Genomic DNA, 17,762 nt, shown 5'->3' with positions numbered 1-17,762 from the left:
GCGTGGTCATCCTCCGGAGAATCGGCGCCGATTGCGGCGGCTCGGAGGCCGGCGCGGTCGGCTGTTTCCACACCGCAACGATAAAGTTTCCAGATAGTAAACGCGCTCGGAAGACCCCCTATTTCCACGTCTTCGTGACGCAGCAGAGGTCAGGCCAGGAAGCGCCGCACGGTCACGCGCGAGACGACGCCCGTGACCAGGGACGCGATCACGCCGATCAGGATCACACTGGCGTAGCCGCGCAGGCCGATATGGAACGCGCCGAACAGCGCCTCGACCTCCTGACCGGCCGGGCCGGAGCGCGCGGCCCGGGCCAGGAGACCGGCGATCACGAAGGCCACGAGGGCCAGACCGGCGCCGATCGCGCCGCCGCGCAGGCCCAGGCCGAAGAACCGCCGCTGGAACGCGCGGGCGATGTAGTCGTCGTCGGCGCCCACGAAATGCAGCACCTCCACAACCTCGCGGTTGCTCGCCATGGCGCCGCGTGTCGCGAAGGTCACCGCGAGGCCGGTGGCGATCAGGACGAGCAGCACGAGCCCGATCCCGATTCCCACGAAGGCGTTGGCGGCAGTCGAGAGCCGCTGCAGCCAGAGGGCGTGGTCGTCGAGGCTGGCGACGCCCGGCAGCGCCTCGACGAGGCGTGACCGCAGCCGCTTCAGGTCGGCCGCCTGGCCGCTGGAGAATTTGAGGGCGATCAGCCGCGGCACCGGCAGGTCGGACAGGTCGAGCCCGGTCCCGAGCCAGGGCTCGAGCAGGCGCTCCGCCTCGGCCTTGCTGAACACCTGCGTCTCCGCGATCCCGGGTTCGGCCTTGGCGATGCCGTCGGCGCGGGCGACGTCGGCGTCGACGTCGCGGCCGGGACCGGGCCGGACCTGGATCGTGACCTCCCGCGCCACGTCGCCCTGCCACTGGGCGGCGTTGGTCGCGACCATCTCGGCCGCGCCCGCGCAGAGGCCGGCGAGGAAGGTGAGGATCGCGATGACCGCCGCGAGGGAGCGCCCCGCCGCCGTGTCGGTGGGCACCAGAGGCGCGTTGCGGCGCAGGTTGGCCGGCATCGTCGGGTCGGGCGGCACGGCCGATCCACCGGGCTTCGTCCGCGGCATCGCCTGAGTGCTCATTCCTCGACCCGCAGCCGGCCTTCGCCCAGGACCATCCGGCGGGCATCGACGGCGTCCATGATGCCGAAATCGTGGGTGGCGATGATGACCGAGGTCCCGAGCTTGTTCAGCTCCAGGAACAGGCGCAGCAGCCGCCGCCCGAGGCCCGGATCGACGTTGCCCGTCGGCTCGTCCGCGAGCAGCAGGTCGGGCCGCGCGATCAGCGCGCGGGCGATGGCCGCGCGCTGCTTCTCGCCGCCCGAGAGCAGCGGGGGGAGGGCGTGCATGCGCTCGCCCAGGCCGACCCAGCGCAGCAGTTCCACCACCTCGGCCCGGTAGCTGGCCTCGGCCCGGCCCTGGACGCGCAGGGGCAGGGCGACGTTCTCGTAGGTGGTCAGGTGGTCGAGGAGCCGGAAATCCTGGAACACCACGCCCATCCGGCGCCGGAGCCCGGTCAGCGCCTTCGCGGAGATGTCGCTCACCTCCTCGCCGAAGATCGAGACGAGCCCGCGGGTCGGCCGCACCGACAGCAGGATCAGGCGCAGCAGCGTCGTCTTTCCGGCGCCGGACGGGCCGGTCAGGAACTGGAAGGAGCGCGGCGCGATGCGGAAGCTCACGTCGGACAGCACCTCCGGCCCGAGGCCGTAGCGCATGCCGACATTCTCGAACTGCACCACCGGCCGCTCCGCGCCGGGCAGCAGGCTCTTCATGCTCGCCTGTAGGTTCAAAGCCGTGCCGTATGTCGTCTGTCCGTCCCTCGGGAATCGCCGGAGCGGCGGGCGTTTTCAAGGCCTCGGGGATTTCACGGCCCCTTAACCCTGTTCGGGCACACTTCTTCAAGCAATTCACAGTCCGGCCCGGTCGCGGCCGATCGATGCGAGTATGGCGCGGATGCTGATCGCCTGCCCGAGCTGCGCGAGCGAATATCGCATCGACGCCAGCAAGGTCGGCATGGAGGGCCGTTCGGTCCGCTGTGCCGCCTGCCGCGAGACGTGGTTCATCTCGCCCGCCGACGTCCTCGCCGGCCACGAGGCGGAGCTCGCCGCGCAGGCCGAGACCGATCCCCTCGCGGACGCGGCCTGGGAGGAGGCGACCGCCTCGGTGCGGAATGCCACCGACGTTCCGGCGCCCGAATCCCGGTGGTCCGCCAAGCGCAAGACCGCCCCCGGAAAGGCCGCCGGGAAGGCGCGCCGCGCGATCCCGGGTCTGACACCGTCGCTGGCTCTCGGCCTGACGCTCCTGGCGGCGATCCCGCTCGTCTGCCTCGCCCGGACCAGCGTGGTCCGGGCCGTCCCGCAGACCGCCTCCCTGTTCGCGCGCGTCGGCCTGCCGGTGAACGTGCGGGGGATCGAGATCCGCGACGTCGTCGCCTTCAACAACCCGGCCGAGGACGACAGTCCCGCGGAACTCGTCGTCGAGGGCGACCTCGTCGGCGTCGCGCGCTCGGACGCGCCCGTCGCGCCGCTGAGCGTCGAAATCCGCGATGCCGGCGGTCGGACGATCAAGACCTTCACGGTCGCGCCGCCCCGGACGGTCCTCGCCGCGACCGAGACCGCGCGATTCCGCGCGAGCCTGCCGTCGCCGCCGGCCGCTGGGCGCGCGGTGGTGCTGCGTTTCGCCGACGCGTCCGCGACCCGCTCCGACCCCCGGGTGGCGGCGGCGGATCGGTGAGGCGGGTCCGCGCCGGTAATTAGCTCAGGTTGCGCCCCGCGAGCGGATCGGCAACCTTCCGACGGCGTTCCCGTTGCGGGCGTGAGCGTCAGCCGACGTCGGCGCATGGGATCGCCGTGCCTTGAGTGTTCGCGAAACCGTTCCCATCGTCGTCGAGACGACCGACTCGGTCGATCAGAAGCGCGCCTTCGATTACTGGCGCAGCACAGCGCTGGCGCGCGTCGACGCGACGCCGCTGGCACCCGACATCCCGTTCGCGGCAGGTCGCCGGCTCGCGATCACCCGTCACGGCGCGATCCTGCACACCTTGAGCAAACCGATCGGGGTCGAGCGCACGGCGCAGCACGTGCGCCGGGACGGGCGCGACGACATCGCGATCGTGCTCCTCGTCCAGGGCAGCGGCTACATCGAGCAGGGCAACAGCGGCGCCGTGCTGGGAGCGGGCGACATCGCCGTCCATGCCATGGACCAGCCCTTCGCGATCGGCAGCCGCGATTCCTACGAGGAGATCCGCCTCCAGGTGCCGCGCGCCGCCTTCGTGAGTCAGGTCGGCAGCGTGCAAGCCTTCGCCGGGCGCGGTCTCCGCGCGACGCCGCTCAGCGGCCTGTTCGCGACTTATCTGCGCTCGTTCTCCGAGACGGTCGGCGGCATGTCTGAGGCGGAAGCCGGCATCGCCCTCGAGGGCGTCCTGCACCTGCTGCGCGCCCTGGCCGACCGCCAAGGCGAGACGGCCGGCGACGACCTGTCCGGGGACGCCGTACGGGCCCTGGCCCTCGCCCATATCGAGCGCCGTCTGCACGATCCCGCCTTCGGGCCGGAATCGCTGCCGGCGGCGCTGCGGGTCTCGCGAAGCCGCCTCTACGCGGCCTTCACCGGCGATGAGGGCGTGGCGGCGAAGATCCGCGACGCCCGGCTCGACCGGGCGTACAGGCGGCTCCGCGGCGGCACCCGGATCGGGTCGGTGATGACGAGTTGCGGCTTCACCGACGCGGCCACCTTCAGCCGCGCTTTCCGCCGGCGGTTCGGCGTGGCGCCTCGGGACGTGCTGGAACGCCGTCCCTGACGAGTTTAGATGCGGCTGCCGCGCGGGTCGGAGACCGTCCGCCCGGGCGCGACCGCGCCCGCGATTCGCTGCGCCACGCCGATGAGCCCCAGGCCGAGGCGGATCGCGACCACGCCGACCCGCGCGATCCGGATCTGCCCGGGCAGCTGGCGCGGGCCGATCGGGCGGTAGGCGAGGCGCGGACTGGCGCGCTCCGCCTCCGCGATGGCCTGACCGAGAGGGAGGGACGCGATGCGCCGCGCCTCCGGCGGGGCGACGCCGATCGCCCGCGCCCAGCCGTCGCTCCGCGCGAGCGCCCCGCGCCCGTGCATCTGGCGGAATCGCCGCCGCCAGAGGTAGCGCCGCACGGCGCGCGGGAAGGTCTCCATCCGGGCATCGCAGAGCGCGTCGGGCTCCTCGCAGCGGGAGCGGATCGTGTCGGCGACGCCGCCCGGCGCGCGCCCGGCCAGGCGGGCCGAGATCGTCACGCAGACGTCGGTGGCGTGACGGACCCGCAGCCCGTGCTCCAGCAACCGGGCGATGAAGGCGCCGTCCTCCCCGAGCGGGATCTCGGGCATGCCGCCGACGGCGAGGTAGGCGCTGCGGGTCACCGCGAGGGTCGCGCCGATCGTGGTCCGGTGGCAGGGCCAGGGATCGTTCGGATCGGGATCGATCCGCGCCTCGGCTTCGGTGATCAGGGCGTCGTAGGTATCCTCCAGCCGGCCGCGGGCAGGGAGCGAGGGCGGCAGCAGCGCCGCCTCCGCCGCGTCGAGCTCGACCCGGCCGGCGACGGCGTCGGCGCCGGCCTCGATCGCCGCGCGGTTGCGCGCCACCCAGTCGGGCGGGACCCGGCTGTCGGCGTCGGTCGACAGGATGATCCCCGCATTCCCCGCATCACCCAGCCACGCGGCGGCGGCGTCCATGGCCCGGCGCCGGGCCCATCCGGCATGGGCGCCGGAGAAGTTCTCGACGGACACCCGGACCGGGATCGACAGCGTCGGCACCAGCGCGGCGACGAGGGCCTCGGTGCCGTCCGTGCAGTTGTTCAGGAACAGCACGAGCCCGACGCGCCCCGACCCGGCACCCTCTTGAGCGTCGATCGCCCGCAGGCACGCGGCGATCCGCTCCTCCTCGTTGCGCACGGGCACGGCCACGATCGCATCGGGACCCGGAGCGTCTGACAATGGGGGGCTCGACACCGGTGATCATCTCCGCCGGACCCGTCGCGCGGGTCCGGATCGGGCTTATGCAGGAGCTTCCCTGAACGGGACCGGACCGGGGAGACCCAGCGACGCGCGGCCGGTCAGAGGGTCTTCTCGACGAGGCCCTCGATCCATTCCGGCTGGGTCTCACCGACCGAGCGGCCGACCTCGGTCGCGCCCTTGTAGGCGATCAGCGTGCTCTGCATCCGCACGTTCAGGCGGCGCAGGAGGTCCTTCTGGCTGTCGAAGTCAATGTCGAAGATCTGGAGATCCTTGAAGCGCGGCTCGGCCGCGAGCTTCGCGAGGATCGGCTTCTGCGTCCGGCAGATCGGGCACCACGGGGCGCTGACCGCGATCAGCACCGGCTTCCCGCCCTTCTGCGCGGCCTCGAACGCCGCGTCCGAGAACGGCCGGGTCTCGCCCGCCAAGGCCGTGGTCGGGACCCCGAGCAGGGCCGGGCCGGCGAGGGCGAGGCCGACGAGCGCGAGGACGTGACGGCGGCTCTTCATGGCGTGCGATCCTCCCGCGACCCCGTCGGCGCTGGGGCGCTGCTGTTGGCGGGATGCTACGTCGCGCGCCCGGTCCCGTCCCTGTGACCTGTGCGCCCCGCGGACCGAAAGCCCTCGAGCCGGATCACATTGTCGAGACGCCGGACGGTGGCGGATCCGACGACCGGTCTTCGGCGACGAGCGCCGCGATGTCGTCGGGATCCACCGCGTCGATCGGGCGCCGGATCTTCAGGGCGCGCGTGGGCGCGCCGGCGCGCATCACCAGCACGATCGTCTCCATGTCGGGGCAGCCCGGATCGGCGCAGGCGATCTCGTTGACCGCCAGCGTGTCGGCCTCGCCGAGGCCGAGGGCCGTCCGCAGATCCTGCTTCAGGCGCGCCGCGATCGCGGCGCGCTCCGCCGAGCGGGCCCGCCACGCCTTGAGGCTCACGAAAGCCATGCGCGATGCTCGTTGTCCTGCCGTGAAAGCCCCGTGGGATGTGTAACACTGTTACAGTTTTCCGGGGGCGGTCAAGCGTCGCCCCATGCGCCTGAAACAACCGTCGTGTTCACCGGTCATGTAGAGGCCGACCTCGGAAAAGCGGACTTCGTTGGTCTTCGGACTCGACAGGAGCGTAGAGGTCCGGTGTGGTGTAATAGGCGCGCGAAGGATGTGAGATCTTGCGACCCTGGCGGGACGGACCGGACGACCGGAGGAGCTACCATCACGGCAACCTGAAGGAGGCCCTGCTGGAGGCCGCGCGCCGGTTCATCGCCGAGCGCGGGATCGGCGGCTTCACCCTGGTCGACGCCGCGCGGCTCGTCGGCGTGACGCCGGCCGCCCTGTACCGCCATTTCCGCGGCCGCGAGGCGCTCCTGGAGGAACTGGCCGGGCGCGGCTTCGCGGAGCTCGCCGCGCGTCTGGCGCGGGCCCTGACGTCGCGCGGGACGCCGCTGGAGCGGTTCACCCGGATGGGTGAGACCTATCTCGCCTTCGCCGAGGAGGAGCCGGCCTACTACGCGGCGATCTTCGAGACCCGCGGCGCACCCGCCGGCGGGGCCGATCCCGGCGCGCCGCCCGGCGCCCCCGGCGCGGAGGCGCGGCCGAGTCCCTTCGACCTGCTCGTGGAAGCGCTGCAGGCGACCTTCGCGGACGGGTTCGGGGGCGTGGCGCCCCGCTTCATCGCGCTGGAGGTCTGGGCCCTCGCGCACGGTCTCGCCACCCTCTCGGCCGCCGGCCATCTGCCGCGCGGCCCCGGCTTCCCCGACAAGTACGAGCTGCTGCGGGCCGGAGTCCTCGCCCTGGTCCACGGGGCGGGGCGCCCCGGCGCGCGCGACGGCGGCGGTGGGCGGCCTTGAAAGGCCCACGCCGGACCCGCATGTTAACCGCGTTCACATGAGCAGCGGAGCACAGCCGTGACCTCTCAATCCTCCTCTCCCTGGGCGACCGGCAGGCTCTGCCGGTCCGGCCCGTTCCCGCGTCGGTCGCTGGAGATCGGCGCGATCGTGGTGGGTTTCATCTACTGGTGGCCGGTCGGCCTCGCGCTCGTGGCCTGGAAATTCGCGGGCTACCCGGCCTTCGCCGAGCTGCGGGACGCCGCGCGCCGGACGGTGTCGGGGTTCGAGGGCGGGCGCCCCGCGTCGCGCTTCGCCCGCGCCTTCGAGGCCGCGAACCGCCGCGGCGGCAGCGGGAACGCCGCCTTCGACGAGTACCGCCGGGCCGAGCTCGACCGCCTCGAGGCGCAGCGCCGCGCCCTCGAGGAAGAGAGCCGCGCCTTCTCGGACTTCGTGGAGGAGCTGAAGCGCGCCCGGGACCGCGAGCAGTTCGACGCGTTCATGGCCAAGCGCCGGGCCGAGGGTGGCGGCCGCGCGGTCTGACCCATCGACGCGGCGTCCGGGCCCAATGGCCCGGACGCACCCCCTGAACGCCGCGTGCCGTCTCAGGCCGCGCGGACGCGATCGAGGAACCGCGCCACCTCGGCGTTCAGGTGCTCGGACTGCTCCGAGAGCCGCGACGCCTCGGCCAGAACTCGCCCGGCGGCCTGACCGGTCTTCTCGACGGCCCCCGCGACGCTGACGATGCTGCGGGTCACCTCGCCGGTGCCGGCCGCGGCCTGACCGACGTTGCGGACGATCTCGTGGGTCGCCGCGCCCTGCTGCTCCACCGCCGCCGCGATCGTGGTCGCCACGCCGTCGATGTCCCGGATCCGGGCCGTGATCGTCCCGATCGCCGCGACGGCCTGGCCGGTCGAGGCCTGCACCCGCCCGATCTGGTCCGCGATCTCCTCCGTGGCCCGGGCGGTCTGCTCGGCAAGCGCCTTCACCTCCGTGGCCACCACCGCGAAGCCGCGCCCGGCCTCCCCGGCGCGGGCAGCCTCGATCGTGGCGTTGAGCGCCAGCAGGTTGGTCTGGCCCGCGATGGTCGAGATCAGCCCGACCACGTCGCCGATCCGCGCCACGGCCTCGCTCAGGTCCCGGACCAGCGCGCCGGTCCGGTCGGCCTCCGCGACCGCCGCCCGCGCGAGGTTGGCCGAGCCGTCGACCTGCCGGCCGATCTCCTGCACGGAGGCGCCGAGCTCCTCGGCCGCCGCCGCCACGGTGCCGACGTTGCTGGCCGCCTCCTCGGCCGCGGCCGCGACGGTGGTCGACTGCCCCGCGGTCTCGGCCGCGGTCTCCGTCATGCCGCGGGCCGTGGCCTGCAACGATGCCGCCGCGGTCGAGACCTGCGCGACGATCCCGCCGACGGCGTCGGCGAACCGGTCGGCGACCTGCCGCATCGCGAGGCCGCGCTGACGCTCCGCGTCCTGCCGCGCCGCCTCGGCCTCGGCCTCAAGCTGCCGGGTGCGGATCAGGTTGTCCTTGAACACCTGCACGGCCGCCGCCATGGCGCCGATCTCGTCGCGGCGGTGCCGGAACGGGATCTCGGTGCCGGCCTCACCCCGCGCCAGCCGGGTCATCGCGGCGGTCATCGCGGCGATCGGCCGCGAGATATAGAGGAGGCCGAAGATCGCCGCCGCCAGGGCCGACACCAGCGCGAGGCCGATGCTGGCGACGGCCGCGGCGGAGGCGGTCTCGACCCGGGTCATCGCCGCGTCCGCGTCCTGCTGGGCCGCCGTCTCGTCGTGGTCCGCCAGACGGGCCAGGGCCGCCCGGGCGCCGTCGTACAGCGCCACGACGTCGGGCCGGATCAGCAGCGCGGTCGCCTCCGTCCGCCGCCCCGCCTCCACAAGGCGCCGCACGTCCCGCTCCACCTCCGCGAATCGGGTCCAGGACGCGTCGAACGCGTCGTAGTGCCGCCGCTCCTCGGCGGTGGTGATCAGCGGTTCGTAAGCCCGGCGCGCGTCGCGCAGCCGCGCGTGCGTGTCCGCCAGGGCGGCCTCATGGGCGTCCCGGTGCTCCGGCGTATCCGACAGCAGGATGAGCCGGTACTGCTTGATGCGCACTTCGGAGGCCGCCACTTCGATCGCGCCGACCTTCTCGAGGGAGGGCACCCAGTCCCTGGCCAGCGCCGTTGCGGCCTGCCCGATCCCGGCCAGCTGACGGAGGGACAGACCGCCTTGCGCCGCGGAGATCAGGGCAAGTCCCGCGAAGAGAAGGGCCAGGATTGCTTTGAGCGGAATGGATGCGCGCATGACGATCCTCGGCCAGATCCAAGTGCGGGACGGTCGCATCGGGCAGTCCGATGCAGGTGACTGCATCTAGCCGCTTCGGGATCTCGCGCAAATCGGGCCTTCAAGACCTCGTCGAATGGCTTTTTCTTATAAAAATACTGAGCTATTTGATAACTTACTTGATATAATCATATTATCCGCTCAGATAAGGGGCAACCGTCGCGCAGCTTCGCGTATCCGGTTCGGTCGAAAATCTCAGTTATCCAGACGAAAGCGTTGACCGCGACGAGACAAGTGACGCTCGTGCCGCGCCCGCACGCGACGGTCCGCGGCGACCGAGTCTCCATCCTTCCGAGAGGATCCCGCGCCCCACCGCGACGCCTGCCCGAGTCCTCGTGCAACTCCGTCGACCGGGCCGTCCGCCGGGACCGGCGGGACGAGTTGCGCCCCGGCCCTCGCTCCGGCATTGCTCCTCAACCGCAAGGGGAGGGTTCGGGGCATGTCGACGGCTCGGGTCACCGTGGTCGATCACCCGCTGGTTCAGCACAAGCTGACCCATCTGCGGGACAAGAACCGCTCGACCAAAGGCTTCCGGCAGATCCTCAACGAGATCGGGATGCTGCTGGCCTACGAGGTGACCCGGGACCTCCCGCTGGAGCCCGTCACCATCGAGACGCCCCTACAGCCGATGCAGGGGCAGCAGATCCAGGGCAAGAAGCTGGTGCTCGCCCCGATCCTCCGCGCCGGAGTGGGCTTTCTCGACGGCATGCTGTCGCTGGTCCCGTCGGCCCGCGTCGCGCATATCGGGCTCTACCGGGATCCCGAGACGCTGGAAGCCGTGGAGTACTACTTCAAGGCGCCGTCCGATCTGGCCGACCGGACGGTGCTGGTGCTGGATCCGATGCTGGCGACCGCCAACTCGGCGATCGCGGCCCTGGACCGCCTCAAGGCCCGGGGCGCCTCCGACCTCCGCTTCGTCTGCCTGCTGGCGGCGCCGGAGGGCCTCGCCAAGTTCCAGGCCGCCCATCCGGACGTGCCGGTCTGGACCGCGTCGATCGACAGCCACCTGAACGACCACGGCTACATCGTCCCGGGCCTCGGCGACGCCGGCGACCGGATGTACGGCACCTGCTAGGAGCCGGCCTCAGCGCCGGCGCCGCCGGGCTCCGGCGCGGCCCTTTCCGACGACCTTGCGGAGGGTCTGCGAGAGCTGATCCACCGAGTAGGGCTTCTGGATCAGGTCGAAGCCGTGGACGCCCTCCTGCGCCAGCACGTGGCTGTAGCCGGAGGTGAGGACCACCGGCAGGTCGGGCAGGCGCCGCTGCAGCTCGCGGGCCAGCGCGATGCCGCCCATGCCGGGCATCACGACGTCGGAGAAGACGGCGTCGAAGCGGAAGGGGATCCTCTCGATCTCGACGAGCGCCTCCTCGGCGTTGGTCGCCCAGACGGTTTTGTGCCCGAGATCCTCCAGGATCTGCGTGGCGAAGCGGCCGACCTCGATGTTGTCCTCGACCACCAGCACGCAGAGGCTGGCACCGTCGAGCCCGTTCTCCTCGCTCCGCGGCGCGACGGAGATGTCCGGCGCGTGCTCCGCCTGCGGCAGGTAGAGCGTGAAGGTCGTGCCGTGGCCCGGGCTGCTCGACACGTCGACGTCACCCCCGGACTGCTTGGCGAAGCCGAAGACCTGGGACAGCCCGAGCCCGGTGCCCTTGCCGATGTCCTTGGTGGTGAAGAATGGCTCGAAGATGCGCGGCAGCACGTCGGCCGGGATGCCGATGCCGGTGTCGGACAGCGACACCGCCGCGAAGGTGCTGCGCGACCCCGCGTGACCGCGGATCGCCGGCATGGGCCGGTCGCCGGACAGCTTCAGGGTGAGGGTGCCCTCACCGCCCATCGCGTCGCGGGCGTTCACCGCCATGTTGATCAGCGCGGTCTCGAACTGGCTGAGGTCGGCGCGGATGTAGCAGGGTGTGCCGGGGATCTCGGCCAGAACGCTGATGCGCGCGCCGGTGACCGAATCCAGCATCTCCGCCACGGCCCGCAGCGAGGCGCCCACCTCGAAAACCTCGGGCCGCAGGGCCTGGCGGCGCGCGAAGGCGAGGAGCTGGCCGGTCAGCTTGGCGGCGCGGTCGACGGTGTCGGAGATCGCCTCGACGTAACGGCGACGGCGCTCCTCCGGCAGGTCCGGCCGCTTGAGCAGGTCGGTGGAGGACTTGATCACCGTCAGCAGGTTGTTGAAGTCGTGGGCGACGCCGCCGGTCAGCTGCCCCACCGCTTCGAGCTTCTGCGACTGACGCAGCGCCTCCTCCACGCGCTCGCGCTCGGCGCTCTCGGACTGGAGCCTGGCATGGGCCTCCGCCAGCGCCAGCATGTTGCGTCGCTGCTCGGTCAGGTCGGTCAGGATCCCGCAGAGGAGCGGCTGATCGCCCTGGCAGGCGAAGCGGCTGAGCGACAGGAAGGTCGCGCTCTCCGATCCCGCCGCCGCGCGCAGCGCGATCTCCTCGCGGACGGGCACGTCCATCGCTTGCCGGATCAGGCGCCCGAGGTCGACATCCGCGTGGACGAAATTCCGGAGCGCGCGGCCGGTGAGGCGCTCCTGCGGCTCGCCGAGCATCTCGGCCAGCCGCCGGTTGCAGTAGAGCAGCGTCCCGTCCAGCGCCAACGTGAACGCGCCTTCCTGCATCTGCTCGATCAGCGCCCGGTAGGGCAGGTCCGCGTTCTCGAGCGTGTAGACGAGGCGCTCGTGGTTCGGCCCCTCCACCACGACGGCGTCGAAATCGCCCCGGCGGATGGCCGCGAGAGTCTCCTCGCTCTCCTCCAGCCGCGCCTCGAGCTCGCGGATATGGGCGCGATAGGCGTCGAGCCCGGGCTCGTCGCCGGGCAGCAGAGCGTCCACACCCATCAGAGCGGCTCCGCGGCGGACGCGATCTCGAGACTGCGCAGCACGCGGCCCTCGTCCGAGAGGTCGCCCGAGAGGCGCCGTTCCGGCGCAGGTGCCAGTCTCAGGAGTGTGGGTGCGGCGAGGATCCCGTCGCGCTCGGCCAGGTCGGGCTGCTGATAGATGTCGACGATCTCCAACTCGTAGCCGCCCGGCAGGTGCGCCTCGCAGATTCGGCGCAGGACTTCGACCGCGCGCAGCGAGCGCGGCGCGGTTCCGGCCACGAACAGCCGCAACCGGACGTGCTGCGCGTCCGTCGGAGACGAGGCGGCCGCGCTCAAGGCCGGTCGGCCTTGGGACGGATGTCGAGGCCGACCAGAACCTTCTCGGTGTTCGACAGGTCGCCGATGATCCGCTTGAGCGGCGACGGCAGGCGGCGCACGAGGGTCGGGATCGCGAGGATCTGATCGCCGGCAGCGAGCTGCGGGTTCTTCATGAGGTCGATGACCTCGATGTCGTAGTGGCCGGCCAGGTGCTCCTCGCAGAACCGCTTCAGGTTGGTGAGGGCGGCGAGAGACTTGGCCGTCTGTCCGGCGACGTAGAGGCGCAGGTGATAGTGGCCGGAATCGCGGTCGGGATCCGTCTCGGGTGCCGGGTCGTCCGATGTCGCATCGCTCATTCCGCGGCACTCCGTCGTGCGATCAACGCCTGCTGCTCCGCCGCGAGCGTGACGCCCCGCGCCGACTCCTCGGCACGCAGGCTCTCCTCCTCGTCCACGGCCGCCTCGAGACCGGCCCTGAGCTCCTCGATCTGGCGCTCCAGGGCGGAGCGCCGGCGCGCCATGTCGCGGAGCCGGCGCTCGGTCGCGTCCCGGTGCTGCTGCGCCGCGGCCCGCTCCTGCGCCTCCTGGACCAGGCGCGCGGTGCCGGTGAGAACACCTGAAGGACCAATATAGGCATCCACCAACTGGATCCCGCCCGACGACATCAGAAATTCGCGGATCTGGTTGGAGTGGCTCATACCCCGCGCCTTGATGACGTAGAGGGTCCGCGTCCGCTCGCCGTTCGCCTCCATGTTCTGGAGCTTGATCCAGGCATCCATCAGGGAGGACACGCCGAGATCGTTGTCCTCGACCAGGGACCCGTCGCCGCGGAGGGTCGTGAAGATCGCCGTGATGCCGCGGACCTTGATCAGGTCGATCATGCGCAGGAGCGTCGCCTGCAGCTCGCCCGCCGGCCCGCGCAGAGCCGAGATCGGGTCGATCACCACAACGTCCGGCCGGAACTGGTCGAGGTCGCGGTGCATCCGCGCGAGATGCGTCTCCAGGCCGAACAGGCTCGGCCGCGCGGCCTCGAAGCGGAGGCGACCGCTCGCCACGTGCGCGGCGAGGTCGAGCCCGATCGAGCGCGCGTTGCGGATGATCTGGGCCCCGCTCTCCTCGAACACGAAGGCCATGCAGCGCTCGCCGCGCCGGCAGGCCGCGTCGAGGATCGAGGCGGCGAGCATGCTCTTCCCGGTCCCGGCCTCCCCGGAGATCAGGATCCCGGAGCCGCGATGGAAGCCCCGCGGTCCCAGCATGGCGTCGAGCCCTGCGATCCCGGTCGAGAGGATGCCGTCGGGCACCGCGTAGACGAGATCCGCCGAGGTCACCGGCAGGACGCTGATCCCCGCGTGATCGATCAGGAATGGGTACTCGTTGGTGCCGTGGGCGGAGCCTCGATACTTGACGACGCGCAGCCGCCGCGTCGTGATCTGGTCCTCGACGCGGTTGTCGAGCAGCACCACGCAGTCGGAGACGTACTCCTCCAGGCCCTGGCGGGTGAGCGGCCCCTCGCCGCGCTCGCCCGTGATGATCGCGGTGAGGCCGCGATCCTTGATCCAGCCGAACAGGCGGCGCAGCTCGGCGCGGAGCAGTGTCGGATCGGTGAAGCCCGCGAACAACGTCTCGATCGTGTCGAGGACGACGCGCTTGGCCCCGATCGAGTCCACCGCGAAGCCGAGGCGGATGAACAGTCCTTCGAGGTCGTACTCGCCGGTCTCCTCGATCTCGCTCCGCTCCACGCGCACGTGGTCGATGGCGAGATGGCCGGCGGCGACGAGACCGTCGAGGTCGTAGCCGAGCGACGCGACGTTCGCCGCCAGATCCTCGGCGTGCTCCTCGAAGCTCATGAACACGCCCGGCTCGCCGTAGAGCGTCGCGCCGTTGACCAGGAAGGTCGTGGCGAACAGCGTCTTGCCGCAGCCCGCGGCGCCGCAGATGAGCGTCGGCCGCCCGGCCGGCAGACCGCCATGGGTCAGGTCGTCGAAACCGGTGATGCCGGTCGCGACCTTGGGTAGTGTCGGGGCGGCTTGCGGGTCGGGCACGATGGGCGAATCCCTGGACGTCTCGGAGGACGGCAAGTCCGGAAGTGCGGCGGCGCTCTCGACCCTGCCGGGCCGGTCGGGACGGTTCGCGCCGCGAGAGACACGGAGACTGGCGCGAACAGCGCGTCGAACGGGCAGAACACCGGTGGAATGCGGTATGGCAACGGGTCCGCCCGCGCAATATGGGTGCTTGACGCGTCCGGCCGCCATCCCGTCGACGGAGTGCGCAGACCGATGGAGGGCCTCCATGCTCGGCTGGGACGTCGACGTGAACGACGCCTTGACGGCGCCGGCCGTCGCGCGCAACCGCGACGCGATCCTGGCCGTGCTCCGCGAGATCCTGCCCGACAGCGGCACCGTTCTGGAGATCGCCAGCGGCTCCGGTGAGCACGCGGTCCACGTCGCCGCCGCCCTGCCGGGCCTGGACTGGCTGCCGAGCGATCCCGAACCCGCCGCCCGGCGCAGCATCGCCGCGCACGCGCTCCGGGCCGGGCTCGCCAACATCCGGCCGCCGCTCGCGCTCGACGCCGCCGCCGCGGCGTGGCCCGTTGCGCGGGTCGACGGGATCGTGTGCATCAACATGATCCACATCGCACCCTGGGCCGCCACCGAGGGCTTGATGGCCGGCGCCGACCGCGTCCTGAGCGCGGGCGGCGTCCTGTTCCTGTACGGGCCGTTCCGCGAGGCGGACCGGCCGTTCGCGGAGAGCAACGCCGCCTTCGACGCCTCCTTGCGCGCGCGGGATCCGGCCTGGGGCGTGCGGGACCTCGACGCCGTCGCGGCGGAAGCGGCCCGGCACGGGCTCAGCCTGGTCCGGCGCGAGGCGATGCCCGCCAACAATCTGAGCCTGATCTTCGGCCGCGCGGACAGGTGAGCGCCCGTCTGTCACGGCTTTCCGCATCTGCACACTGTATTCAAGCATCCGCGTGATGCACAATCCTGTCCTGGACCCGATGCGGCGGCAAAAGCCGCACGGGCCGCAGGAGGAAGCCCATGCCGATGGAACGCAGCGTTTCGAGCCGGGCCCTGGCCCTGCTCGCAGTGGCCGGATTGTTGGGATCGACGCAGGCGCGGGCCGCGGATCCCATCAGGATCGGGGTGATCGCCGAGGCGCAGTCCGTGGTCGGGGCCTCGATCCCGCAGGCCGTCCAGCTCGCCGCCGACGAGATCAACGCCCAGGGCGGCGTCGACGGGCGCCAGATCCAGGTCGTCACCTACGACGACAAGTCCTCCGCCTCCGACGCGGTCCGCGCCTTCCAGCGGGCGGTCTCCGAGGACAAGGTCAACCTCGTCATCGCCAGCTACATCTCGGAGGTCGTGCTGGCGCTGATGCCCTGGGCGGCTCGGCTCAAGACGCCGATGATCACGCCCGGCGCGGCCTCGAACGAGATCAGCGCCGCGGTCCACAAGGACTACGCGCGCAACAAGTACACCTTCCACGGCTACCTGACCTCGGCGGCGCTCGCCCAGTCCATCTGCGATTCCACCAAGGACATGCTGATCGACCTGATGAAGGTGAAGACCGCCGCGATCATGAGCGAGGACGCGGCCTGGACCCGGCCGCTCGACGTCGGGTACGAGAAGTGCCTCCCCGAGATCGGCGTGAAGGTCGTCGACCACATCCGCTTCTCGCCGGACACGGGCGACTTCACGCCGATCTACAACAAGATCGAGGCGGCCAAGCCCGACCTGATCGTCACCGGCATCTCGCATGTCGGCGTGCAGCCGACCGTGCAGTGGCAGAACCAGAAGGTGCCGCTCGCCATGACCGGCATGAACTCGCAGGCGACCTCCTCGACCTTCTGGTCGAACACCAACGGCGCGACCCAGGGCGTGATCTTCCAGAGCATCGCGGTGCCGGGCGCGGCGATCACCGACAAGTCGCTCGCCTTCAGCGCCGCGTTCAAGAAGCGCTTCGGCAGCGACCCGTCCTACGCCGGGTACATGGCCTACGATCAGGTCTACTACGCCGCCGACGCGGTGAAGCGGGCCGGCACCACGGAGGCCGACAAGCTGGTCGACGCCCTGGAGAAGACCGACTGGGTCGGCACCGTCGGGCGCACGCAGTTCTACGGCAAGGACGACCCGTTCACCCACTCGATCAAGTACGGGCCGGGCTTCGTCACCGGCCTGATGGCGCAGTGGCAGGACGGCAAGCAGGTCGCGGTCTGGCCGAAGAGCCTCGCGCAGGGTGCGATCGTCCTCCCGGCGGCCGTGAAGGCGGCGGCCCGCTAGGCGGTTCTCCCGACCGGCGACGGGCGCGCCCGCGGCTTGCCAAGCGCGCCCGTTGCCGCAAGTAGAGCCGGGCCGCGACACCGTGAGCGCGGCCGAGACGACGTGCGCGCTGAGGACAATCGCTGATGGCCACCACCGACCTGCCCGGGACCATGCGCCAGATCCGCTACGCGGGTTCCGGCGGACCGGAGGTGATCAGCCTGGAGAACGCGCCCGTGCCGAGCCCGGGGCCCGGCCAGGTCCTGATCGAGGTGGTGGCGGCCGGCGTGAACCGGCCCGACGTCGCGCAGCGGTCCGGGGTGTACCCGCCGCCGCCCGGCGCCACCGAGATTCCGGGCCTCGAAGTCGCCGGCCGCGTGGTCGCGCTCGGCAGCGGAGTCGAGGGCCTGTCGGCCGGCGACGAGGTCTGCGCTCTGGTGATCAGCGGCGGCTACGCCGAGTACGCCGTGGCCGAGGCGGCCCACTGCCTGCCGCGACCGAAGGCCGTCTCGCTGATCGATGCCGGCGGTCTGCCGGAGACCTTCTTCACGGTCTACTCCAACGTGGTCCAGCGCGGCCGCCTGACGCGCGGCGAGAGCTTCCTCGTCCACGGCGGGTCGAGCGGCATCGGCGCTACGGCGATCCAGATCGCCAAGCATGTCGGCGCCCGGGTCTTCGCGACGGCCGGCTCCGCCGAGAAGTGCCGGTTCTGCGAGGATCTCGGGGCGGATGCCGCGATCGACTACAAGCAGGCCGACTTCGCCGAGGAACTGAAGCGCCTCACCGACGGGCGCGGCGTCGACGTCATCCTCGACATGATCGGCGCCAGCTACCTCGCCCGGAACCTCAAGTCGCTGGCACCGAACGGGCGGCTGGTGATGATCGCGCTGATGGGCGGCTACAAGGTCGACGGGCTGAACATCACGCCGATCATGCGCAACCGCCTGACCTTCACCGGCTCGACGCTCCGGCCGCGCGGGAAGGGCGACAAGGCCGCGATCGCCGACGGTCTCCGCCGGGACATCTGGCCCGAACTCGAGGCCGGACGCATCCGGTCCGTCACCCACGCCACGTTCCCGCTCGAAGAGGCGCGGGCGGCGCACGAGCTGATGGAATCGAGCGCCCATCTCGGCAAGATCCTGCTGACGACCGGCCGCTGAGCCGGCCCCGTCAGGAACCTGCCTCGGCGGCCCCG

At 71.6% G+C, this 17,762-nt stretch carries 18 protein-coding genes; 8 read left to right on the top strand and 10 right to left on the bottom strand.

The window, feature by feature from the left end; all coding sequences use genetic code 11:
* Nucleotides 1–149: 149 nt before the first annotated feature.
* The gene (locus tag ACLBYE_RS09650) at nt 150–1,118 is read right to left on the bottom strand and encodes a cell division protein FtsX (protein WP_447693983.1); all 969 of its coding nucleotides are present in this window, start codon (nt 1,116–1,118) and stop codon (nt 150–152) included.
* Nucleotides 1,115–1,807 (bottom strand): cell division ATP-binding protein FtsE, encoded by a 693-nt coding sequence (ftsE, locus tag ACLBYE_RS09645; RefSeq protein WP_447693982.1) that lies wholly within the window; start codon nt 1,805–1,807, stop codon nt 1,115–1,117. The genes ACLBYE_RS09650 and ftsE overlap by 4 nt, the downstream gene beginning before the upstream one ends.
* A gap of 181 nt (nt 1,808–1,988) precedes the next feature.
* Here ftsE and ACLBYE_RS09640 point away from each other — a divergent pair, with 181 nt between their 5' ends.
* The gene (locus tag ACLBYE_RS09640; protein WP_447693996.1) at nt 1,989–2,768 is read left to right on the top strand and encodes a zinc-ribbon domain-containing protein; all 780 of its coding nucleotides are present in this window, start codon (nt 1,989–1,991) and stop codon (nt 2,766–2,768) included.
* A gap of 121 nt (nt 2,769–2,889) precedes the next feature.
* Nucleotides 2,890–3,831: a helix-turn-helix domain-containing protein gene (locus tag ACLBYE_RS09635; RefSeq protein WP_447693981.1), complete on the top strand. Its 942-nt coding sequence runs from the start codon at nt 2,890–2,892 to the stop codon at nt 3,829–3,831.
* A gap of 5 nt (nt 3,832–3,836) precedes the next feature.
* Here ACLBYE_RS09635 and ACLBYE_RS09630 read toward each other — a convergent pair whose 3' ends face one another.
* From ACLBYE_RS09630 to ACLBYE_RS09620, 3 genes are all read right to left on the bottom strand, one after another.
* Entirely contained in the window at nt 3,837–4,964 is a 1,128-nt protein-coding gene (locus tag ACLBYE_RS09630) for a glycosyltransferase (RefSeq protein ID WP_447693980.1), read from the bottom strand.
* 149 nt (nt 4,965–5,113) lie between these two features.
* Nucleotides 5,114–5,521 carry a thioredoxin domain-containing protein gene (locus ACLBYE_RS09625; protein ID WP_447693979.1) on the bottom strand — a complete coding sequence of 136 codons (408 nt, stop codon included), beginning with the start codon at nt 5,519–5,521 and terminating at the stop codon, nt 5,114–5,116.
* Nucleotides 5,522–5,645: 124 nt separating this feature from the next.
* A complete protein-coding gene (locus ACLBYE_RS09620) occupies nt 5,646–5,960 on the bottom strand; it encodes a hypothetical protein (protein WP_447693978.1) in 315 nt (104 codons plus the stop codon).
* Between the two features lie 221 nt (nt 5,961–6,181).
* Here ACLBYE_RS09620 and ACLBYE_RS09615 point away from each other — a divergent pair, with 221 nt between their 5' ends.
* Nucleotides 6,182–6,859, top strand: coding sequence for a TetR/AcrR family transcriptional regulator (locus ACLBYE_RS09615; RefSeq protein ID WP_447693977.1), 678 nt, complete (start codon nt 6,182–6,184; stop codon nt 6,857–6,859).
* A 57-nt stretch (nt 6,860–6,916) separates the two neighbouring features.
* Complete coding sequence (locus ACLBYE_RS09610) at nt 6,917–7,378, top strand: DUF2852 domain-containing protein (RefSeq protein WP_447693976.1); 462 nt, start codon at nt 6,917–6,919, stop codon at nt 7,376–7,378.
* A gap of 62 nt (nt 7,379–7,440) precedes the next feature.
* Here the strand turns inward: ACLBYE_RS09610 and ACLBYE_RS09605 are convergent, their stop codons facing one another.
* Nucleotides 7,441–9,132, bottom strand: coding sequence for a methyl-accepting chemotaxis protein (locus ACLBYE_RS09605; RefSeq protein WP_447693975.1), 1,692 nt, complete (start codon nt 9,130–9,132; stop codon nt 7,441–7,443).
* Nucleotides 9,133–9,610: 478 nt separating this feature from the next.
* Here ACLBYE_RS09605 and upp point away from each other — a divergent pair, with 478 nt between their 5' ends.
* Complete coding sequence (gene upp / locus ACLBYE_RS09600) at nt 9,611–10,246, top strand: uracil phosphoribosyltransferase (protein ID WP_447693974.1); 636 nt, start codon at nt 9,611–9,613, stop codon at nt 10,244–10,246.
* A 9-nt stretch (nt 10,247–10,255) separates the two neighbouring features.
* Here the strand turns inward: upp and ACLBYE_RS09595 are convergent, their stop codons facing one another.
* The 4 genes from ACLBYE_RS09595 to kaiC are packed head-to-tail and all read right to left on the bottom strand — an operon-like array spanning nt 10,256 to nt 14,353.
* Entirely contained in the window at nt 10,256–12,013 is a 1,758-nt protein-coding gene (locus ACLBYE_RS09595) for an ATP-binding protein (protein ID WP_447693973.1), read from the bottom strand.
* Nucleotides 12,013–12,330, bottom strand: a complete 318-nt coding sequence (locus tag ACLBYE_RS09590; protein WP_447693972.1) for a circadian clock KaiB family protein — start codon at nt 12,328–12,330, stop codon at nt 12,013–12,015. Before ACLBYE_RS09590 ends, ACLBYE_RS09595 begins: the two co-directional genes overlap by 1 nt.
* Nucleotides 12,327–12,668, bottom strand: coding sequence for a circadian clock KaiB family protein (locus ACLBYE_RS09585; protein ID WP_331317765.1), 342 nt, complete (start codon nt 12,666–12,668; stop codon nt 12,327–12,329). Before ACLBYE_RS09585 ends, ACLBYE_RS09590 begins: the two co-directional genes overlap by 4 nt.
* Nucleotides 12,665–14,353 carry a circadian clock protein KaiC gene (gene kaiC / locus ACLBYE_RS09580; RefSeq protein WP_447693971.1) on the bottom strand — a complete coding sequence of 563 codons (1,689 nt, stop codon included), beginning with the start codon at nt 14,351–14,353 and terminating at the stop codon, nt 12,665–12,667. Before kaiC ends, ACLBYE_RS09585 begins: the two co-directional genes overlap by 4 nt.
* Nucleotides 14,354–14,600: 247 nt before the next feature.
* On the opposite strand from kaiC, the gene ACLBYE_RS09575 reads away from it, so the two are divergent.
* From ACLBYE_RS09575 to ACLBYE_RS09565, 3 genes are all read left to right on the top strand, one after another.
* Nucleotides 14,601–15,227 (top strand): DUF938 domain-containing protein, encoded by a 627-nt coding sequence (locus ACLBYE_RS09575; protein ID WP_447693970.1) that lies wholly within the window; start codon nt 14,601–14,603, stop codon nt 15,225–15,227.
* A 119-nt stretch (nt 15,228–15,346) separates the two neighbouring features.
* Nucleotides 15,347–16,588 (top strand): ABC transporter substrate-binding protein, encoded by a 1,242-nt coding sequence (locus tag ACLBYE_RS09570; protein ID WP_100251139.1) that lies wholly within the window; start codon nt 15,347–15,349, stop codon nt 16,586–16,588.
* A 125-nt stretch (nt 16,589–16,713) separates the two neighbouring features.
* Nucleotides 16,714–17,727, top strand: a complete 1,014-nt coding sequence (locus ACLBYE_RS09565) for an NAD(P)H-quinone oxidoreductase (RefSeq protein WP_447693969.1) — start codon at nt 16,714–16,716, stop codon at nt 17,725–17,727.
* Nucleotides 17,728–17,762 lie beyond the last annotated feature (35 nt).

The organism is Methylobacterium sp. A52T (genome assembly GCF_053346095.1).
This window is presented reverse-complemented; position numbering and strand designations above follow the sequence as displayed.

Excerpts from the sequence above, each read along its gene's own strand:
- ACLBYE_RS09650 (WP_447693983.1), bottom strand. The coding sequence starts at position 1,118 with ATGAGCACTCAGGCGATGCCGCGGACGAAGCCCGGTGGATCGGCCGTG.
- ftsE (WP_447693982.1), bottom strand. The coding sequence starts at position 1,807 with ATGAAGAGCCTGCTGCCCGGCGCGGAGCGGCCGGTGGTGCAGTTCGAG.
- ACLBYE_RS09640 (WP_447693996.1), top strand. The coding sequence starts at position 1,989 with ATGCTGATCGCCTGCCCGAGCTGCGCGAGCGAATATCGCATCGACGCC.
- ACLBYE_RS09625 (WP_447693979.1), bottom strand. The coding sequence starts at position 5,521 with ATGAAGAGCCGCCGTCACGTCCTCGCGCTCGTCGGCCTCGCCCTCGCC.
- ACLBYE_RS09620 (WP_447693978.1), bottom strand. The coding sequence starts at position 5,960 with ATGGCTTTCGTGAGCCTCAAGGCGTGGCGGGCCCGCTCGGCGGAGCGC.
- ACLBYE_RS09605 (WP_447693975.1), bottom strand. The coding sequence starts at position 9,132 with ATGCGCGCATCCATTCCGCTCAAAGCAATCCTGGCCCTTCTCTTCGCG.
- upp (WP_447693974.1), top strand. The coding sequence starts at position 9,611 with ATGTCGACGGCTCGGGTCACCGTGGTCGATCACCCGCTGGTTCAGCAC.
- ACLBYE_RS09595 (WP_447693973.1), bottom strand. The coding sequence starts at position 12,013 with ATGGGTGTGGACGCTCTGCTGCCCGGCGACGAGCCCGGGCTCGACGCC.
- ACLBYE_RS09585 (WP_331317765.1), bottom strand. The coding sequence starts at position 12,668 with ATGAGCGATGCGACATCGGACGACCCGGCACCCGAGACGGATCCCGAC.
- ACLBYE_RS09575 (WP_447693970.1), top strand. The coding sequence starts at position 14,601 with ATGCTCGGCTGGGACGTCGACGTGAACGACGCCTTGACGGCGCCGGCC.
- ACLBYE_RS09570 (WP_100251139.1), top strand. The coding sequence starts at position 15,347 with ATGCCGATGGAACGCAGCGTTTCGAGCCGGGCCCTGGCCCTGCTCGCA.
- ACLBYE_RS09565 (WP_447693969.1), top strand. The coding sequence starts at position 16,714 with ATGGCCACCACCGACCTGCCCGGGACCATGCGCCAGATCCGCTACGCG.